Below are 15,555 nucleotides of genomic sequence, written 5' to 3'. Positions count from 1 at the left end.
CGCCTACTCCTCACATCTCATCTCCCTGACCTTCGAGTCCCTCAGCTCCCGGCACGGGAGGAACCCCTGGCCCTCCAGGAGCTTCGACACCCCTCGGCTGCGCAGGAAGCCGAGGAAGTCGCGGGTCAGGCCGGACGCGCCCTGGCGGGTGTAGAGGACCTCGGAGGCCCAGAACGGGTAGTCGCCGTGGAGGACGTTCTCCTTGGTCGGCGCGGTGCCGTTGATCGGCACGGTCCGCACGTTGGGGAAGAAGGGCAGGGCGTCCGCCTCCGCGTAGCCGATGGCGTTCTTCGTACGGTTCACGTAGTCGAGCAGTTCCATCGTGGACGGCTCGGAGCAGACTCCGGTCGAGCCGGCGGTGCAGGGAGGGGCGGAGGTCGTGCCCTTCCCACCGGCCACCCTCGCTTCGAAGGTGTCCCTGGTGCCCGATCCATTGTCACGGACCACCGCCACGGGCGTGTCCGCGAGGCGCCCGTCCTCGTTGCTGAAGCCCTCTCCGTTGAAGATCTGCCCCAGCTGCTGCTGGGTCAGCCCCCGGTCCCACAGCGTCTGGCCGGGGCCGAGGTCCTTCGCGAGTGACTGGTTGGCCACGACGGCGAAGACGATCACGCCGACGTTGTGGGCGTCGAGGTCCTTCTCCGGCTTCTGCCCTGCCACGGTGTCCACCATGGCGATGGTCTCCGCGGCCGTGTTCGAACGCAGTTCCTCCAGCCCTGTGCGGCTGCCGGTCGCCTCCAGCACCACGTCGGTCTGGGGGCACTGCTCCTCGTACGCCTCCTTGACCTGGTGGGCGAGAGGGGAGAACGCGGTCGATCCCGTCACCGTGAGACGGCGGGCCTGGGAACAGGTCGCGCCCAGCTTGAGACTCTCGTTGTTGGCGTAGACACCGGTGCCGAGGCTCATGCCCGCGACGACCGTCACGACGATGGCGGTGGCCCACCGGCGCCTGGCCCGCCCGGCGGTCTTCTTGACGCGGCCGCCCTTCAGCTTTCCGCCCGAGGTGATCTTGGGAGGCTTGGCCGAGGAGCCGGCTCCGTTGTCCTCCAGGAGCACGAGGAGCCGGAAGCGTTCGCGCCGGTTGAGGGTGAAGAGCGGCAGGGTGATCGTGTCGGTCTGCTGACGCGCGGCGGGGGCCGGGGCCACCCTCACGCCGGTGCCGCCGCCGGTGTCGTCGGCCTGCTCAGGGACGGGAGCCGCGGGCACCTGCGGACGCAGGGCCGCCTCCAGCGGCTCATTGGCGTCCCGCACCTTGAAGTGCACGACCTTCCTGCCCGCGAAGGTGAAGGTCAGAGGGCTGGTGAAGTGCTCGGGTTCCAGCGTCTGCACACCGGAGTTGCGCACTTCCAGCATGACCAGGCTGCCGTCGCGGACCCGGCGGCCCTGCCAGTGGATGTCCCACATGCCGGGCGGCGGCTGGTTGTTGATGTGCTTGTTGATGGGCCCGTTGTAGATCTCGCTCCAGCTGATGCGACGCCACCCCTGGTACCGCTCCAGCCAGAGAGCCACCAGGCCCGCGCTCAGGGCACACACCAGTGCGCCCGCCCACATCTGCCCGTTGCTCAGCCCGCCGAAGAAGTCGGCGATCGTCTCGAACATCTCAAGTCCCCCTGCTCGAGCGTCGATTCCGTCGAATCAAGGGGAACAGATGATCGGTAGTGGAAGCTTCAACCGCGTGAGAGCGCGCTGTCGCGCCCATGAACGGGGCGCGAACATGCCGCGCCCCGTTCTGAGTTGGGTCACGCCTGGGCGTCACCCTTCCTGCGGCGCCGTACGACGATCATCGCGCCCGCACCCGCCACCACGGCCAGCCCGCCCACCGCGCCGATCATCGGGAGGGCGGACGACGAACCCGTCTCCGCGAGGTTTCCGTTGACCGAAGGGCCGGACGTGGCGCCCTGCGACGCGTCGGCGGTCGGCGTGGCGTCGGCGCTCCGTGACGTGCTCGCGGTCGGCGTGGGGGTCTGAGAGCGCGTGGGCGTCGCGCTCCCCGTCGGAGTGCCGCCGCCACCCTCCGCGTCGGGAGCGAGCACGTCGAAGCCGACCGTCGCGGTGGTGCCGTCGGTGCAGTGCTTCTCCGGGTCCACGTAGTTGCCGCCGGCCTCGGCGTAACTGTCGCCGGGTGTGGCCTTGTCGTCGATCTGGACGCGGTACTTCAGGTCGGCGGACTCATGGGCCGTGAGATCGGTCTGGGCGTCGGGGCCCTGCCACTTGCCGCTGTCGGCGTCCCAGAACTGGACGGTGGAGTGGTCCTGAAGATCGCCGTTCTCGCTGGCCTGGCCGTTTCCGAAGCCGACCAGCGCGTTGACCGTGCCGAGCGGCGTGCCGGTGGTGTTGGCCACGTTCAGGGTGAAGGTGTGCCAGCCGCTGCCGGCCACGATCGTGCCGGGCACACCCTCGATCCTGAGCTTGATCGCGGAGTAGGGGCCGTTGCGGCAGGGGGTCGGCGCGGGGGCGGGCTCGGCGCGCGCCGCTCTGGAAGCGGCCGCGGCGTCGGGGGCGGGTGTCGACGCGGAGGGCGACGGGGTGGCCGACGGGGTGGCGGACAAGGAGGGGGAGGCCGACGGTCCTCCCTCGGCGTGGGCGGCGGTCGCGGCCAGCAGCGCCGCCGGGACGATCGCGGCGGTCGTGGCGGCAGCGGACAACGTGCGACGAAGCTTCATGTCCGTGGGTCCTTGTGGCGTAGGTGGCGTAGGTGGTGTCAAGGGAGAAGAGACGGATACGTCTGTGTGACACCAGTGACCCGGGAGGCGTTGTACGCCGTTCTGAGTGTTTGTGGCGCGTTCAACCGAAGTTCGCTCGACCGAAGTTCGCTCGACCGAAGTTCGCTCGACCGAAGTTCGCTCGACGGGAGTGCGCCGGACGAGCCGGTCTCAGCAGGTCTCGCGCAGGTAGCCGCTCGTGCCCTGGGGCACGACGTCCTGGTCGCGGCGGACCACGCTCAGGCTGCTGCCCCAGCCGGAGCACGCCTTCGCCAGGCCCTTCGCCGAGTACTCGACGACGAGCACGTTGTCGTCGAACGCCTCGGCGTACGCGCCGCACTCGTCGAACTGTCCGCACTCCTCCGCCACGGCGAAGTCCAGGCCCACGGACGCACGGTAGGCCACGAGCTCCACGGCGTTCTTCTGGGCGACGGCCAGGCCCTTGTCGTGGGCGTGCGCCACGAGCAGCTTCATGAACGCCGTGGCCTGGTCGGCCGTGAGGTACTTCGGGAAGCGGCTGAAGGTGTCGTAGTTGTCGGGCTCGACGGCCTGGAACCCCTTCTCCGCGCACTCGTCGATCCAGCCGTTCACCTTGGCGGCGATGCGCTGCCGCTTGGCGTCCGTGCGGATGTCCAGGACCGCCTCGTCCCAGTCCTTGTCGTAGACGACGTCCCCGCCCGCGTCGTGCAGCAGCAGGCCGGAGTCCCAGTCGCCCTCCGCGCCCTTCTGCGCCTGGAAGGCGTTGAAGTTGCAGATGCTGTACGCACCCGGCGCGGGCGCGTCCTCGTAGTCGCGACTGACCACCCGCACACCGGTCGGCAGGGGGTACGCGCCACCGATCTGGTAGTCCCACCGCACGTGCTTCGGAGGCAGCGTCACCGCGGCGGCGGACGTGGATGCCGACGCGGACGCCGACGCCGGAGCGGTGGCCCCCGACACGGACTCCGGCTTGGACGCCGACGCCGACGCGGACGCCGACGGGGAAGCGTCGCTGTCGTCCGACGCGATGTGCACCGCCACGACGCTCAGCGCGGTGACGGCCAGCGCCGCGGCGAGGCCGACGAGGACGCGACGCCGCCGACGCCGGTGATCGGTTCGGGCCCTGCCCCTTCCACCCTCTCCCGCGGTGGTGGGCGGGCCCGGCGGAACGGGGAGCACGGGGGCAACCGAGCGGTCGGCCCCGGCCGGGCCGGCCACTCCCGCCACTCTCGCCACTCCCGGCGCGCCCGGCGCGACCGACCCGGTCGGTACCGGCCCGTCGGAATCCGGCAGGGTCCGCAGCAACCGCTGCAGATCGGCGAGTTCGGGCCGGGCGGCCGGGTCCTTGTCCAGGCAGCGTTCGGCGATGCTCCGGAGCGGTTCGGCGACTCCGTCCAGGACCGGCGCCTCGTACATCACCTGATACCCCGTCAAATAAGGGCTGCTTCCGTCGAAGGGACGGTTGCCGGTGGCCGCGTACACCAGCAGCGACCCCAGCGAGAACACGTCCGAGGCGGCGGTGACGTCCCGTGGCGCGGTGAACTGCTCGGGGGACATGAAGGGCGGGGTGCCGATCAGTCGTCCCGTGACGGTGAGGGCCTGGTTGTCGACGGCGTGCGAGATGCCGAAGTCGATGACACGGGGCCCGTCCTCGGCCATCAGGACGTTGCTCGGCTTCAGATCGCGGTGCACCATCCCCACCCGGTGGATGTCCCGCAGCGCCTCGACCAGCCCCAGCGCGAGCGTGCGCAACTCCCGCCCGCGGAGCGGGCCGTCGTTGGCCACGACGTTCGACAGCGTGCGGCCCGGCACGTAGAGCGTCGCCATCCACGGTTGTTCGGCGTCCGGGTCGGCGTCCACCACCGGGGCCGTGAAGGCCCCGCTCACCCGGCGGGCCGCCGCGACCTCCTGCCGGAAGCGCGTCCGGAACTCCTCGTCCTGCGCGAACTGGGCGTGGATGACCTTGACCGCGACCCGCCGCCCCGACTCCGAGTGACCCAGGTAGACGACGCCCATGCCGCCGCTACCGAGCCGGTCGGCCAGCGCGTAGCCGCCTATGGACTCCAGATCGCCGGGGTTCAGCGGCATCGCCGGTCACCTTTCCCACGTGCCGTACTCCGATCAGCCGTGCAGGGGCAGCAGAGTAGTACTGAAGTTTTACGGGCGAGATCACGTTCGAATGTCGGCTGATCTTCCCATACGGGGACGAGGGCGGACGGGTGCCCCAGGTGTACCGGTTCTGGTTGTACGGGGCCTGTGGGTGGGCTGTGAGGACTGGACTGTTCAAGTGACGTACGCGGAGCGCCGGTTGCCGTACGGCGCAGGGTGTACGGCAACCGGCGACCCCGTACTCACTCGCTCACTCGGCCGGAGGCTCCTCGGGCGGTGCCGGCGCCTGCTTCAGCGGCCGCAGCCACAGCCATCCCAGGAAGAACAGCCCCAGGGCCAGCATCCCCAGCCCCGTCCACAGATTGATGTTGACGCCCTCGGCCTTGTCGAGGTCGGCGTCGGAGGCCGTGATGCCGGCGATCGTGACGATGACGCCGTAGAGGACGAACAGGCCGCCGATGATGCGGCGTACGTCGAACAGGCGGGCGGCCGTGGCCGACTTGCTCTCCAGTTCGGTGACCTCGCGATGGACGCCGTGTTCGGAGTACTCGGACATGGTGGATCAACTCCTCGACGGTCAGAACGAGAACGGGATGTAGCAGGCGGCCGCCAGGACCACCGCACCCCAGCCCAGCAGCGCCGGCTTGCGGTACCACGCGTCGTCGCCCTCGGCGGGCGGCTCGGCCGCGCCGGGCGACCGGGTGCCGTACACCAGGCCTTGCAACGCGGCCTCCGGCTTCGGGGCCGTGAACAGGGACACCGCCACCATCACCACCGCACCGGCGACGAAGCCCGCTATCGCGGAGACGAAGTTGGCGCCCTGGTCGGAGGGGATGTCGACGATGCCCTGCTCGTAGAGGACGAAGTAGTTGACCATCGCGGCCGTCGTGCCGGCCAGCAGACCCCAGAAGCCCGACTTCATCGACGCCCGCCGCCAGAACATGCCGATGATGAAGACCACGAACATCGGCACGTTGAAGAAGCTGAACAGCGTCTGCAGGTAGCTCATGATGTTCGAGAAGCTCGACGCCAGGAACGCCGTGCCCACCGACGCCAGTACGCCGATCGCCGTGATGAGACGGCCGAAGCGCACGTAGTACCCGTCCTCCCGGCCCTTGACCACGTACTTCGCCCATATGTCGCTCGTGAACACCGTGTTGAACGACGAGACGTTCGCCGCCATGCCCGCCATGAACGCCGCCAGCAGGCCCGTCACCGCGATGCCGAGGACCCCGTTGGGCAGCAGGTCCTGCATCAGGTACGGGATGGCGTCGTTGTACTGCAGGTCCGAGCCGGAGGTGCCGATCTTCGGGACCAGGACGGCGGCGACCAGGCCGGGGATCATCACCAGGAACACGATGAAGATCTTCGGGAAGGCCGCGATCAGCGGGGTGCGCTGGGCCGCCGAGAGGTTCTTCGCGGACAGGGCGCGCTGGACCTCGGCGAAGTTCGTCGTCCAGTAACCGAAGGACAGCACGAAGCCGAGACCGAGCACGATCGTCAGCCAGTTGGCGCCCAGCGGGTTGTCGCTGCCGATGCCCGTGCCGCCCCACGAGGTGACGAAGTCGCCGCCGTGGCTCGCCGTCAGCGAGTCGGACAGGCCGTCCCAGCCGCCGACCTTCTTCAGGCCGAGGACGGTGATCGGTATGAGGGCCGCCAGGATCACGAAGAACTGGAGCACCTCGTTGTAGATCGCGGAGGACAGGCCGCCGAGGGTGATGTACGCCAGCACGAACGCTCCCGCGACCACGATGGCCACCCACTCCGGCCAGCCGAGCAGTGCCTCGACAACGATGGCGAGGGCGTACAGGTTCACCCCCGCGATGAGTATCGCGGCGAAGGCGAAGAGGACCGAGCTGAGCAGATGCGCCGACCTGTCGAAGCGCAGCAGCAGGAACTCCGGGACCGACCGCACCTTCGACCCGTAGTAGAACGGCATCATCACCAGGCCGAGGAAGACCATGGCGGGGATGGCGCCGATCCAGTACCAGTGCGTGGTGTAGACGCCGTACTGGGCGCTGTTCGCGGCCATGCCGAGGATCTCGGTGGCGCCGAGGTTGGCCGCGATGAAGGCCAGACCCGTCACCCAGGCGGGCAGGGAGCGGCCGGAGAGGAAGAAGTCCAGGCTGGTCTTCACGGAGCGGCGGGCCGCGAAGCCGATACCCAGGACGACGACGAAGTAGATCGCCAGAATCGTGTAGTCGAGCCAGTTGGTGGGGAGCCGCAGTTCCGCCGCGAGGGGCGCTGCCAGGTGCGTGGGGGGCTGCTCTGCGAGGTTTGTGGGGATTCGCATTCAGAGCTCACTTCGCTCACATCGGCTGGTGATCTTTGTTGGATTGTGATGGTGACGGCCGTGGGGATTTGTGGTTTGATGTGTTCGCTTCTGTGTGATGGCTTGGATGGTTTGATCGGGTACGGATGGAGAGTCCGCAGTGAAGAAGACCTCGACCCGGCTGGCCGACGGTCGCGAGCTGATCTACTACGACCTGCGCGACGACTCGGTGCGCGACGCCGTGGACCGCCGACCGCTGGAGCGGACGGTCACCACCTCCGCGGTGCGCCACGACGTGCTCCTCGGTGACAGCGTTGCCATCGCCTCGCACCGCCAGGGCCGCACCTACCACCCGCCCGCCGACCAGTGCCCCCTGTGCCCGACCGAGGGTGACCGCCTGAGCGAGATCCCGGACTCGTCGTACGACGTGGTCGTCTTCGAGAACCGTTTCCCCTCGCTCGCCGGCGACTCCGGCCGCTGTGAGGTCGTCTGCTTCACCTCCGACCACAACGCGTCCTTCAAGGACCTGACCGAGGAGCAGGCGCGTCTGGTCCTGGAGGCCTGGACCGACCGCACCGCCGAGCTGTCGCATCTCCCCTCCGTGGAGCAGGTGTTCTGCTTCGAGAACCGCGGCGCCGAGATCGGCGTGACCCTCGGGCATCCGCACGGGCAGATCTACGCCTACCCCTTCACCACCCCCCGCACCGCCCTGATGCTGCGTTCCCTCGCAACTCACAAGGAGGCGACCGGAGGTGAGAACCTCTTCGACTCCGTGCTGGAGAGCGAGCTGGCCGGCGAGCGCATCGTGCTGCAGACCGAGCACTGGGTCGCCTTCGTGCCGTACGCGGCGCACTGGCCGTACGAGGTGCACCTCTACCCGCGCCGCCGGGTCCCCGACCTGCTGGCCCTGGACGAGGACGCGCGCACAGAATTCCCCCAGGTCTATCTGGAACTCTTGAGGCGCTTCGACCGGATATTCGGCGAAGGTGAGCCTCCGACGCCCTACATCGCCGCCTGGCACCAGGCACCGTTCGGCGCGCTGGAGGAGTTCGACGGGGTCGTGCGCGAGGACTTCGCACTCCACCTCGAGCTTTTCACCATCCGCCGCACTTCCGGCAAGCTGAAGTTCCTCGCGGGTTCCGAGTCCGGCATGAACGTGTTCATCAACGACGTGCCGCCGGAGCGCGCGGCCGAGCGACTGCGAGAGGTAGCGAGTTCATGAGCGGTAAGTACCTGGTCACCGGTGGCGCGGGCTACGTCGGCAGCGTGGTCGCCCAGCATCTGCTGGAGGCGGGCCACGAGGTCGTCGTCCTCGACAACCTCTCGACCGGCTTCCGCGAGGGGGTGCCCGCGGGCGCCTCCTTCATCGAGGGCGACATCCGTGACGCGGCCAAATGGGTGGACTCCTCCTTCGACGCCGTCCTCCACTTCGCCGCCAGCTCCCAGGTCGGCGAGTCGGTCGTCAAGCCCGAGAAGTACTGGGACAACAACGTCGGCGGCACGATGGCGCTGCTCGCCGCCATGCGCTCGGCGGGCGTCCGCAAGCTCGTCTTCTCCTCCACGGCCGCGACCTACGGCGAACCCGAGACGACCCCCATCGTCGAGTCCGCGCCGACCTCCCCGACCAACCCCTACGGCGCCACCAAGCTGGCCGTCGACCACATGATCACCAGCGAGGCGGGGGCGCACGGCCTGGGCGCGGTCAGCCTGCGCTACTTCAACGTGGCGGGCGCCTACGGGGAGTACGGCGAGCGCCACGACCCCGAGTCGCACCTCATCCCGCTGGTGCTCCAGGTAGCCCAGGGCAAGCGGGACGCCATCTCCGTCTTCGGCGACGACTACCCCACGCCCGACGGCACCTGCGTGCGGGACTACATCCACGTCGCCGACCTGGCCGAGGCCCACCTGCTCGCGCTGGACGCGGCCGAGCCCGGCGAGCACCTGATCTGCAACCTCGGCAACGGCAACGGCTTCTCCGTCCGCGAGGTCATCGAGACGGTGCGCCAGGTCACCGGGCACCCGATCCCCGAGGTCGTGGCCCCGCGCCGCGGCGGCGACCCGGCGGTGCTGGTCGCCTCCGCGCGGACGGCCCGCGAGCGGCTGGGCTGGAACCCCTCGCGCGCGGACCTCGCGGGAATCGTGGCCGACGCGTGGGAGTTCGCGCAGCGGCGTGACAAGTAGTTTTGAGGACCGGGGTTCGATATCCGGTCCCGTAGGAAAGGTCAGGGCCAGGGGATGAGCGTTGCGAGCGCCGAGGCGGTCGCCTCCACTGTCGCGGAGCGGTTCGAGGAGCTGTACGGGGCCGAGCCGGAGGGAGTGTGGGCGGCGCCGGGCCGGGTCAATCTGATCGGCGAGCACACCGACTACAACGACGGCTTCGTCATGCCCTTCGCGTTGCCGCACACGGTGGTCGCGGCCGTCGCGCGCCGCACCGACGGCGTCCTGCGTCTGCACTCGGCGGACATCGAGGGCGGGGCGGTGGAGCTGGCGCTCGACGGCCTGGCCCCGGCGTCCGACCGGAACTGGACCGCGTACCCGGCGGGCGTGGTCTGGGCCCTGCGCGAGGCGGGCCACACGGCGATCACGGGCGCGGACGTCCACCTGACCTCGACGGTCCCGACGGGCGCGGGCCTGTCGTCGTCGGCGGCGCTGGAGGTCGTGGTCGCCCTCGCGCTGAACGACCTGTACGAACTGGGCCTGAAGGGCTGGCAGCTGGCCCGTCTGTGCCAGCGCGCCGAGAACGTCTACGTGGGCGCGCCCACCGGCATCATGGACCAGACGGCGTCGGCGTGCTGCGAGGCGGGCCACGCCCTCTTCCTCGACACCCGCGACCTGGCCCAGAAGCAGATCCCCTTCGACCTGGCCGCCGAGAGCATGCGCCTGCTGGTCGTCGACACCCAGGTCAAGCACGCCCACAGCGACGGCGAGTACGGCAAGCGCCGCGCCGGCTGCGAGAAGGGCGCGGCGCTGCTGGGCGTGGACGCGCTCAGGGACGTGCCGTACGCCGAACTGGACGCCGCCCTCGACCGCCTCGGCGACGAGGAGGAGGTCCGCCGCCTGGTCCGCCACATCGTGACGGAGAACGAGCGGGTGGAACGGGTCGTGTCCCTGCTGGAGGCGGGCGACACCCGTGCGATCGGCCCCGTCCTGGTCGAGGGCCACGCCTCCCTGCGCGATGACTTCCGCATCTCCTGCCCCGAGCTGGACCTGGTCGTCGACACGGCGCTGGCCGCGGGCGCGCTGGGTTCCCGTATGACGGGCGGCGGCTTCGGAGGCTCGGCCATCGTCCTGATCGAGGCCGCGGACGAGGAGACGGTCACCAAGGCGGTCGAGGAGGCTTTCGCGGCCGCCGGATTCACGGCCCCCCGGGTGTTCGCGGCGGTGCCCGCGGCGGGAGCGCGCCGACTGGTGTGAGCCGGCCGTCATGACCCGAGGGCGGAGTGGCCGGAGCCGCTCCGCCCGCTGGCCGCTCCGCCCGCCGGCCGGGGCGCACGTCGGCAGTCAGCGGCGCAGGGCGGTGAGAGGTTTCCGGCGGGCGCGGCGGCGTTTTCGCGGCGACGGGCCGTCTGGCCGGCGAGGCCGTCGCCGCTCTCCTGGAGCGCCGACTCCTCGGCTGAGCCGTCCTGCCAGGTCACCCCAGCCGTTTCGTCAGTGTGTACTCCGTGATCCCCGGCGGATAGTCGGGGATCACGCACACCACCTCGTAGCCCTGCTTCCTGTAGAAGCCCGGTGCCTGGAAGTCCCATGTCTCCAATCGGGAGTTCAGACAGCCGCGGTCGGCCGTGGCCGTGCGTTCCGCCTCGGACAGAAGGCGTGACCCCAGTCCGCCTCCCCGGCAGCGTTCGTCGACCCACAGGTACGCGACGTGCAGCCAGGTCGCCCAGGTGTGCCCGACGAGGCCGCCGGCCAGCGTGCCGGAGCCGTCCAGCGCCCACACATGAAGCGGAACCTGGCGTTCTCCAGGCGTTCCCCGCAGGGAGCGGAGGACCGGCGAAGCCGAAGTGTTCGCCTCCCGTAGTCGGGAACGCATCAATTGGCTACGCTCTTTGTCGACTTCTGTCTCAATCCGAAACATACGGCTCACCATAAACGCGCTGGCCAAACAGTTCTGCAAATGCCCTTCCACTCCCCGCGCCCGGCCTTACTCTGATGGACAGCACCGGTGGGGGCCGGTGTTGATCAGGGGGCGAGACAGTCGGGTACGACGCCCGAAGTGGGGGTAGCAGTTGCAGCACGGCGGCGGCCGTGCGGTTGTGGCGGCCCCGTCCCAGGTGGAGAACCGGGGAGCACTTCAGGCGCCGTACCCGCGCCGGTCGTCCCCCGACCAGTGGGGGTTTCAGTGGTTCGCATCCGAGTCCTGGTCGTAGACGACCACCGCATCTTCGCCGAGTCGCTCGCCGCAGCCCTGGCCGCCGAGCCCGACGTCGACGTGTCCGCGGCGGGCAGCGGCCCCGCCGCGCTGCGCTGCCTGGAACGCGCGGCGGCGGAAGGCCGCAGGTTCGACGTGCTGCTGGTCGACGCGGACCTGGGGGGCAACGCCCCCGGGGCGCGACCGGCCGCCGTCCCCGTGCAGGACGGCAACGAGGACGGGCTCGTCGACGGCATCTCGCTCGTCGTCGGCGTCCGCTCCGCGCAGCCCGGCGTGCGGACCGTCGTCCTCGCCGAGAAGGACGACCCGCGCCGCGCCGCGCTCGCCCTGCAGGCCGGGGCGTGCGGCTGGGTCGCCAAGGACTGCTCGCTGTCCCGGCTGCTCACCGTCATAAGGGGCGTGCTGCGCGACGAGACGCACCTGCCGCCCGCCCTGCTCACCGGCGTCCTGCGGGAGCTCACCGCGGCCCGCAAGCACCGCACGGAGAGCGAGCGGCTCGTCGAGTCCCTCACGCCGCGCGAGCGTGAGGTGCTGCGGTGCATGGTGGCGGGGCTGGGGCGCAAGGCCGTCGCCGAGCGCCTGTTCCTGTCCCCGCACACCGTCCGCACCCACATGCAGAACGTCCTCGGGAAGCTCGGGGTGCACTCCACCCTCGCCGCCGTCGCGCTCGCCCGGCGCGCCGGGGTCGGGCCGGCCGACCTAGCCGGGGATGTTGTCGAACGGGGCGGTCAGCTGGCGTAGCAGCCCGGCCAGTTCACCCCGCTGGGCGCGCGACAGCTCCGCGAGGATCGCGCGCTCCTGGTCGAGGAGGCCGGCGAGGGCCTGGTCCGCCCTGTCCCGCCCCTCGTCGGTCAGGCGCACCAGCACGCCCCGGCGGTCGCTGGGGTCGGGCAACCGCTCGACCAGGCCCTTCTTCGCCAGCCGGTCGATACGGTTCGTCATCGTGCCCGAGGTGACCAGGGTCTGGGTGAGCAGCTGACCGGGGGAGAGCTGGTACGGCGTCCCCGCGCGTCTGAGCGCGGTCAGCACGTCGAACTCCCACGGCTCCAACTGGTGCTCGGAGAACGCCAGACGGCGCGCCCGGTCCAGATGCCGGGCCAGTCTGCTCACCCGGCTGAGCACTTCCAGCGGCTCCACGTCGAGGTCCGGGCGCTCCCGGCGCCACGCTGCGACCAGCCGATCGACCTCGTCCTCCATGGCGATCAGTGTAGTGGTTGTGTCGACGTGAAGTCTCTTGATGTCGAGCATGTTGGATGTAAGTCTCTTGACTTCGAGATATCTGGGCTGTCACGGTGAGGAGGTGACTTGGAGCCACAAGTCGACGCAACGAGGAGGTAGGCCCATGTCCCCCACCGCCCCCGTCTGGGATCCGCACCAGTACCTGCGCCACTCGGGCCACCGTGCCCGCGCCTTCATCGACCTGCTGGCCCACGTGCCGGAACTGCCCGCCGCGGCCGGGCGCACCCGCGTCGCCGACCTCGGCTGCGGCCCCGGCAACGTCACCCGCCTGCTCGCCGACCGCTGGCCCGACGCGCACATCACGGGCCTCGACAACTCCCCGGAGATGCTCGCCGAGGCCGCGCCCCTGTCCGGCCCCACCCCGGGAGGCGGCCACCTCGACTTCGCGCCCGCGGACGTCACCACGTGGGCGCCCCCGGAGCCGTACGAGCTGATCGTCAGCAACGCCACCCTGCAGTGGGTGCCCGGCCACGTCACACGCTTCCCCGCCTGGGTGGACGGCCTGGCCCCCGGCGGCCTCCTCGCCTTCCAGGTGCCGGGCAACTTCGACTCGCCCAGCCACCGGCTCATGCGCGAACTCGCCCAGTCCGCGCGCTGGAAGGACCGGCTCGGCGAGACGCTCCGCCACGACGACGCGGTGCTGACTCCGGCCGCGTACCTGCACCGGCTCGCCGATCTCGGCTGCGAGGTGGACGCCTGGGAGACGACCTACCTGCATCTGCTGCAGGGCGAGGACCCCGTCCTCGACTGGGTGAAGGGCACGGGCCTGCGGCCGATCCTCACCGAACTGGGCGACGACGCCGCACCCTTCGTCGACGAGTACCGCGCCGCCCTGCGCGAGGCCTACCCGGCGACGGCCCACGGCACCGTCTTCCCGTTCCGCCGGGTGTTCGTGGTGGCCAGGAAGCCGCAGCGGTGATGATCGCCGCCCTCGACCATGTGCAGCTCGCCGCCCCGCCCGGCTCGGAGCGGCAACTGCGCGCGTACTACGTCGGCGTCCTCGGCATGACCGAGGTGCCCAAGCCGCCGGCCCTGGCCGCTCGCGGGGGCTGCTGGTTCGCAGCCGGGGACGTGCGGCTGCACCTGGGGATCGAGACAAGCTTCCGGCCGGCCGGGAAGGCGCATCCGGGGCTGCGGGTGCGGGACATCGACGCCTACGCGGACCGGCTGCACACTCACGGCGTGCCGGTGACCTGGGACGACGGCCTCCCAGGACACCGCCGCTTCTACGCCGAGGACCCCGTGGGCAACCGGCTGGAGTTCCTGGAGCCGAACGGGCCGAACGGCTGAGTCGAGCCCCTCGGCCAGACGATGTTGCGCAGAATATTGACGGCTGATGGCGAGGCGCCTACTTTCGCGGTGTTCCTCCCCGCTCAAGGCAGCCCAGGACGACCGGAGAGCGCAGGTATCGCAGGTATCGCAGGTGAGGAGCGCGTACGGCCGCCCGTTCCTCCCCTGTCGGGCGGCCGTACGCTTGATCGCTGTGGAGGACGAGACCCTGGACGCGAACGGCACCGACACGAACGGCACCGACACGGACGAGGCCCCCTCACTGCGTCCGCAGTCCCTCGTGCTGGCCTTCTTCGGCGACCACGTGCTGGAACGGGGCGACGTCGGCGTGTACTCGGGCAGCATCATCGACGTGCTGGGCCGCGTCGGTACGGGCGAGCACGCCGTGCGGTCCACGCTGACGCGGATGGTCAACCGGGGACTCCTGCGGCGGCAGCGCGAGGGCCGCCGCATGTTCTTCGGGCTCACCCCCACCGCCCAGGACGTCCTCAGGGACGGCGGCCGGCGGATCTGGGACGACGGCGCGGTCAACGAGGACTGGGACGGCACCTGGACCCTCCTCGGGTTCTCCCTCCCCGAGTCCTGGCAGCGTCAGCGGCACGACCTGCGGTCCCGGCTCACCTGGTCCGGGTTCGGCGCCCTGTACAGCGGGCTGTGGATCGCGCCGGGCCACGCGGACGTGCGCGGCATCGTCTCCGAGCTCGGGCTCGACGCGCACGTCAAGGTGTTCCACGCACGGGCCGACGAGTTCACCGACGTCGGGTTGATGATCGGGGAGAGCTGGGACCTGGAGGCGCTGGCGGCACGGTACGCGGCGTTCGACGAGCGGTGGACGGCCGGCGAGGTGCTCTCCGGCGATCCCCTCGCCACCCGGTTGCGTCTGGTGGCCGAGTGGCTGCGCGTCATCCGGGACGATCCGCGGCTGCCGGCCCGGCATCTGCCGCCGGAGTGGCCGGCCCGGCGGGCGCAGGAGACGTTCCGCCACATCGCCGAGCTGACTTCGGGGCCGGCTCGGCGGGCGGCGCGAGGGGTACTGGAGACCACGCCGCTGCGAACGGCGGCGGACGGCGGGTGACCTAAGGGGACGGCATGTGACCTAAGAGGTTCTGCCGGGGTGGGCGACGAGACCGTGGAGACGTTGTCGTCGACGCAGGACGTGAAGTGGCGGGGCGCGGAGCTCAAGAGAGCGTGGAATGCTTCGCTGACGGTGGCCAGGCCTCGGGCGGGCCGACCTTGAGCAACCGTTCAGCCGCGTTCCGGGGCCCGCTTCCCCAAACGCCAGAGGTCACGGACCCAGCCCCAGTAGGCGTCGGACCTCGTCGTGGGGGATGCCCTGCTCAAGAGTCCCCTCGGCCTTCCGCCGCCGGTAATCGGCTACAGCCAGTGCGTCTTCCAGGTCCTCGATCACCTGTGGTGAGACAAGCAGGGCGACCACGTGTCCGTGGTCGGTGAGAGCGATGGTCTCGCGGTCGTGGGACGCACGACGGACCAGGTCGTCGAGCTGGGAACGGGCCGCGCTGATCGAAATCTTGGTCATGCGCCCATGGTTCCGCGAGCTTCATCGTGGGGTCTGTCGACCAAGACGCATCGACCCCTTC

At 70.3% G+C, this 15,555-nt stretch carries 15 protein-coding genes; 7 read left to right on the top strand and 8 right to left on the bottom strand.

Annotated features, from left to right (window positions below):
* Positions 1–3: 3 nt before the first annotated feature.
* The 5 genes from AB0959_RS46275 to AB0959_RS46255 all read right to left on the bottom strand — a co-directional run bounded on the left by AB0959_RS46275 (position 4) and on the right by AB0959_RS46255 (position 7,080).
* A complete protein-coding gene (locus AB0959_RS46275; RefSeq protein WP_366832939.1) occupies positions 4–1,596 on the bottom strand; it encodes a substrate-binding domain-containing protein in 1,593 nt (530 codons plus the stop codon).
* 140 nt (positions 1,597–1,736) lie between these two features.
* Complete coding sequence (locus tag AB0959_RS46270; protein ID WP_366832938.1) at positions 1,737–2,660, bottom strand: LAETG motif-containing sortase-dependent surface protein; 924 nt, start codon at positions 2,658–2,660, stop codon at positions 1,737–1,739.
* Between the two features lie 210 nt (positions 2,661–2,870).
* Complete coding sequence (locus AB0959_RS46265) at positions 2,871–4,766, bottom strand: endo alpha-1,4 polygalactosaminidase (protein WP_366832937.1); 1,896 nt, start codon at positions 4,764–4,766, stop codon at positions 2,871–2,873.
* Positions 4,767–5,037: 271 nt separating this feature from the next.
* On the bottom strand, positions 5,038–5,343 hold the full coding sequence (locus tag AB0959_RS46260) for a hypothetical protein (protein ID WP_366832936.1): 306 nt from the start codon (positions 5,341–5,343) through the stop codon (positions 5,038–5,040).
* A gap of 21 nt (positions 5,344–5,364) precedes the next feature.
* Positions 5,365–7,080, bottom strand: coding sequence for a sodium:solute symporter family protein (locus AB0959_RS46255; protein ID WP_366832935.1), 1,716 nt, complete (start codon positions 7,078–7,080; stop codon positions 5,365–5,367).
* 139 nt (positions 7,081–7,219) lie between these two features.
* On the opposite strand from AB0959_RS46255, the gene galT reads away from it, so the two are divergent.
* Genes galT through galK form a run of 3 tightly spaced genes read left to right on the top strand, consistent with a single transcriptional unit; the run spans position 7,220 to position 10,473 of the window.
* Positions 7,220–8,281, top strand: coding sequence for a galactose-1-phosphate uridylyltransferase (gene galT / locus AB0959_RS46250; protein ID WP_366832934.1), 1,062 nt, complete (start codon positions 7,220–7,222; stop codon positions 8,279–8,281).
* Entirely contained in the window at positions 8,278–9,240 is a 963-nt protein-coding gene (gene galE / locus AB0959_RS46245) for a UDP-glucose 4-epimerase GalE (protein WP_366832933.1), read from the top strand. Before galT ends, galE begins: the two co-directional genes overlap by 4 nt.
* A gap of 54 nt (positions 9,241–9,294) precedes the next feature.
* Complete coding sequence (gene galK, locus AB0959_RS46240) at positions 9,295–10,473, top strand: galactokinase (RefSeq protein WP_366832932.1); 1,179 nt, start codon at positions 9,295–9,297, stop codon at positions 10,471–10,473.
* A gap of 217 nt (positions 10,474–10,690) precedes the next feature.
* On the opposite strand, the gene AB0959_RS46235 is transcribed toward galK, so the two are convergent.
* Positions 10,691–11,146, bottom strand: coding sequence for a GNAT family N-acetyltransferase (locus tag AB0959_RS46235; protein ID WP_366832960.1), 456 nt, complete (start codon positions 11,144–11,146; stop codon positions 10,691–10,693).
* Positions 11,147–11,398: 252 nt separating this feature from the next.
* Here AB0959_RS46235 and AB0959_RS46230 point away from each other — a divergent pair, with 252 nt between their 5' ends.
* Positions 11,399–12,169: a response regulator transcription factor gene (locus AB0959_RS46230; protein WP_366832931.1), complete on the top strand. Its 771-nt coding sequence runs from the start codon at positions 11,399–11,401 to the stop codon at positions 12,167–12,169.
* On the opposite strand, the gene tamR is transcribed toward AB0959_RS46230, so the two are convergent.
* Positions 12,128–12,625: a MarR family transcriptional regulator TamR gene (gene tamR / locus AB0959_RS46225; protein ID WP_030844890.1), complete on the bottom strand. Its 498-nt coding sequence runs from the start codon at positions 12,623–12,625 to the stop codon at positions 12,128–12,130. The genes AB0959_RS46230 and tamR overlap by 42 nt on opposite strands.
* A 145-nt stretch (positions 12,626–12,770) precedes the next feature.
* On the opposite strand from tamR, the gene AB0959_RS46220 reads away from it, so the two are divergent.
* The 3 genes from AB0959_RS46220 (at position 12,771) to AB0959_RS46210 (ending at position 15,032) form a co-directional block, all read left to right on the top strand.
* Complete coding sequence (locus AB0959_RS46220) at positions 12,771–13,586, top strand: trans-aconitate 2-methyltransferase (RefSeq protein ID WP_366832930.1); 816 nt, start codon at positions 12,771–12,773, stop codon at positions 13,584–13,586.
* A complete protein-coding gene (locus tag AB0959_RS46215) occupies positions 13,586–13,957 on the top strand; it encodes a VOC family protein (RefSeq protein WP_366832958.1) in 372 nt (123 codons plus the stop codon). The genes AB0959_RS46220 and AB0959_RS46215 overlap by 1 nt, the downstream gene beginning before the upstream one ends.
* Positions 13,958–14,165: 208 nt before the next feature.
* Entirely contained in the window at positions 14,166–15,032 is an 867-nt protein-coding gene (locus AB0959_RS46210; protein WP_366832957.1) for a PaaX family transcriptional regulator C-terminal domain-containing protein, read from the top strand.
* A gap of 210 nt (positions 15,033–15,242) precedes the next feature.
* Here the strand turns inward: AB0959_RS46210 and AB0959_RS46205 are convergent, their stop codons facing one another.
* Positions 15,243–15,494: a type II toxin-antitoxin system Phd/YefM family antitoxin gene (locus tag AB0959_RS46205; protein ID WP_366832929.1), complete on the bottom strand. Its 252-nt coding sequence runs from the start codon at positions 15,492–15,494 to the stop codon at positions 15,243–15,245.
* Positions 15,495–15,555: the final 61 nt, after the last annotated feature.

Origin of the sequence: Streptomyces sp. NPDC046862 (assembly GCF_040704615.1) — a bacterium.
Taxonomy (GTDB): Bacteria; Actinomycetota; Actinomycetes; order Streptomycetales; family Streptomycetaceae; genus Streptomyces.
This window is presented reverse-complemented; position numbering and strand designations above follow the sequence as displayed.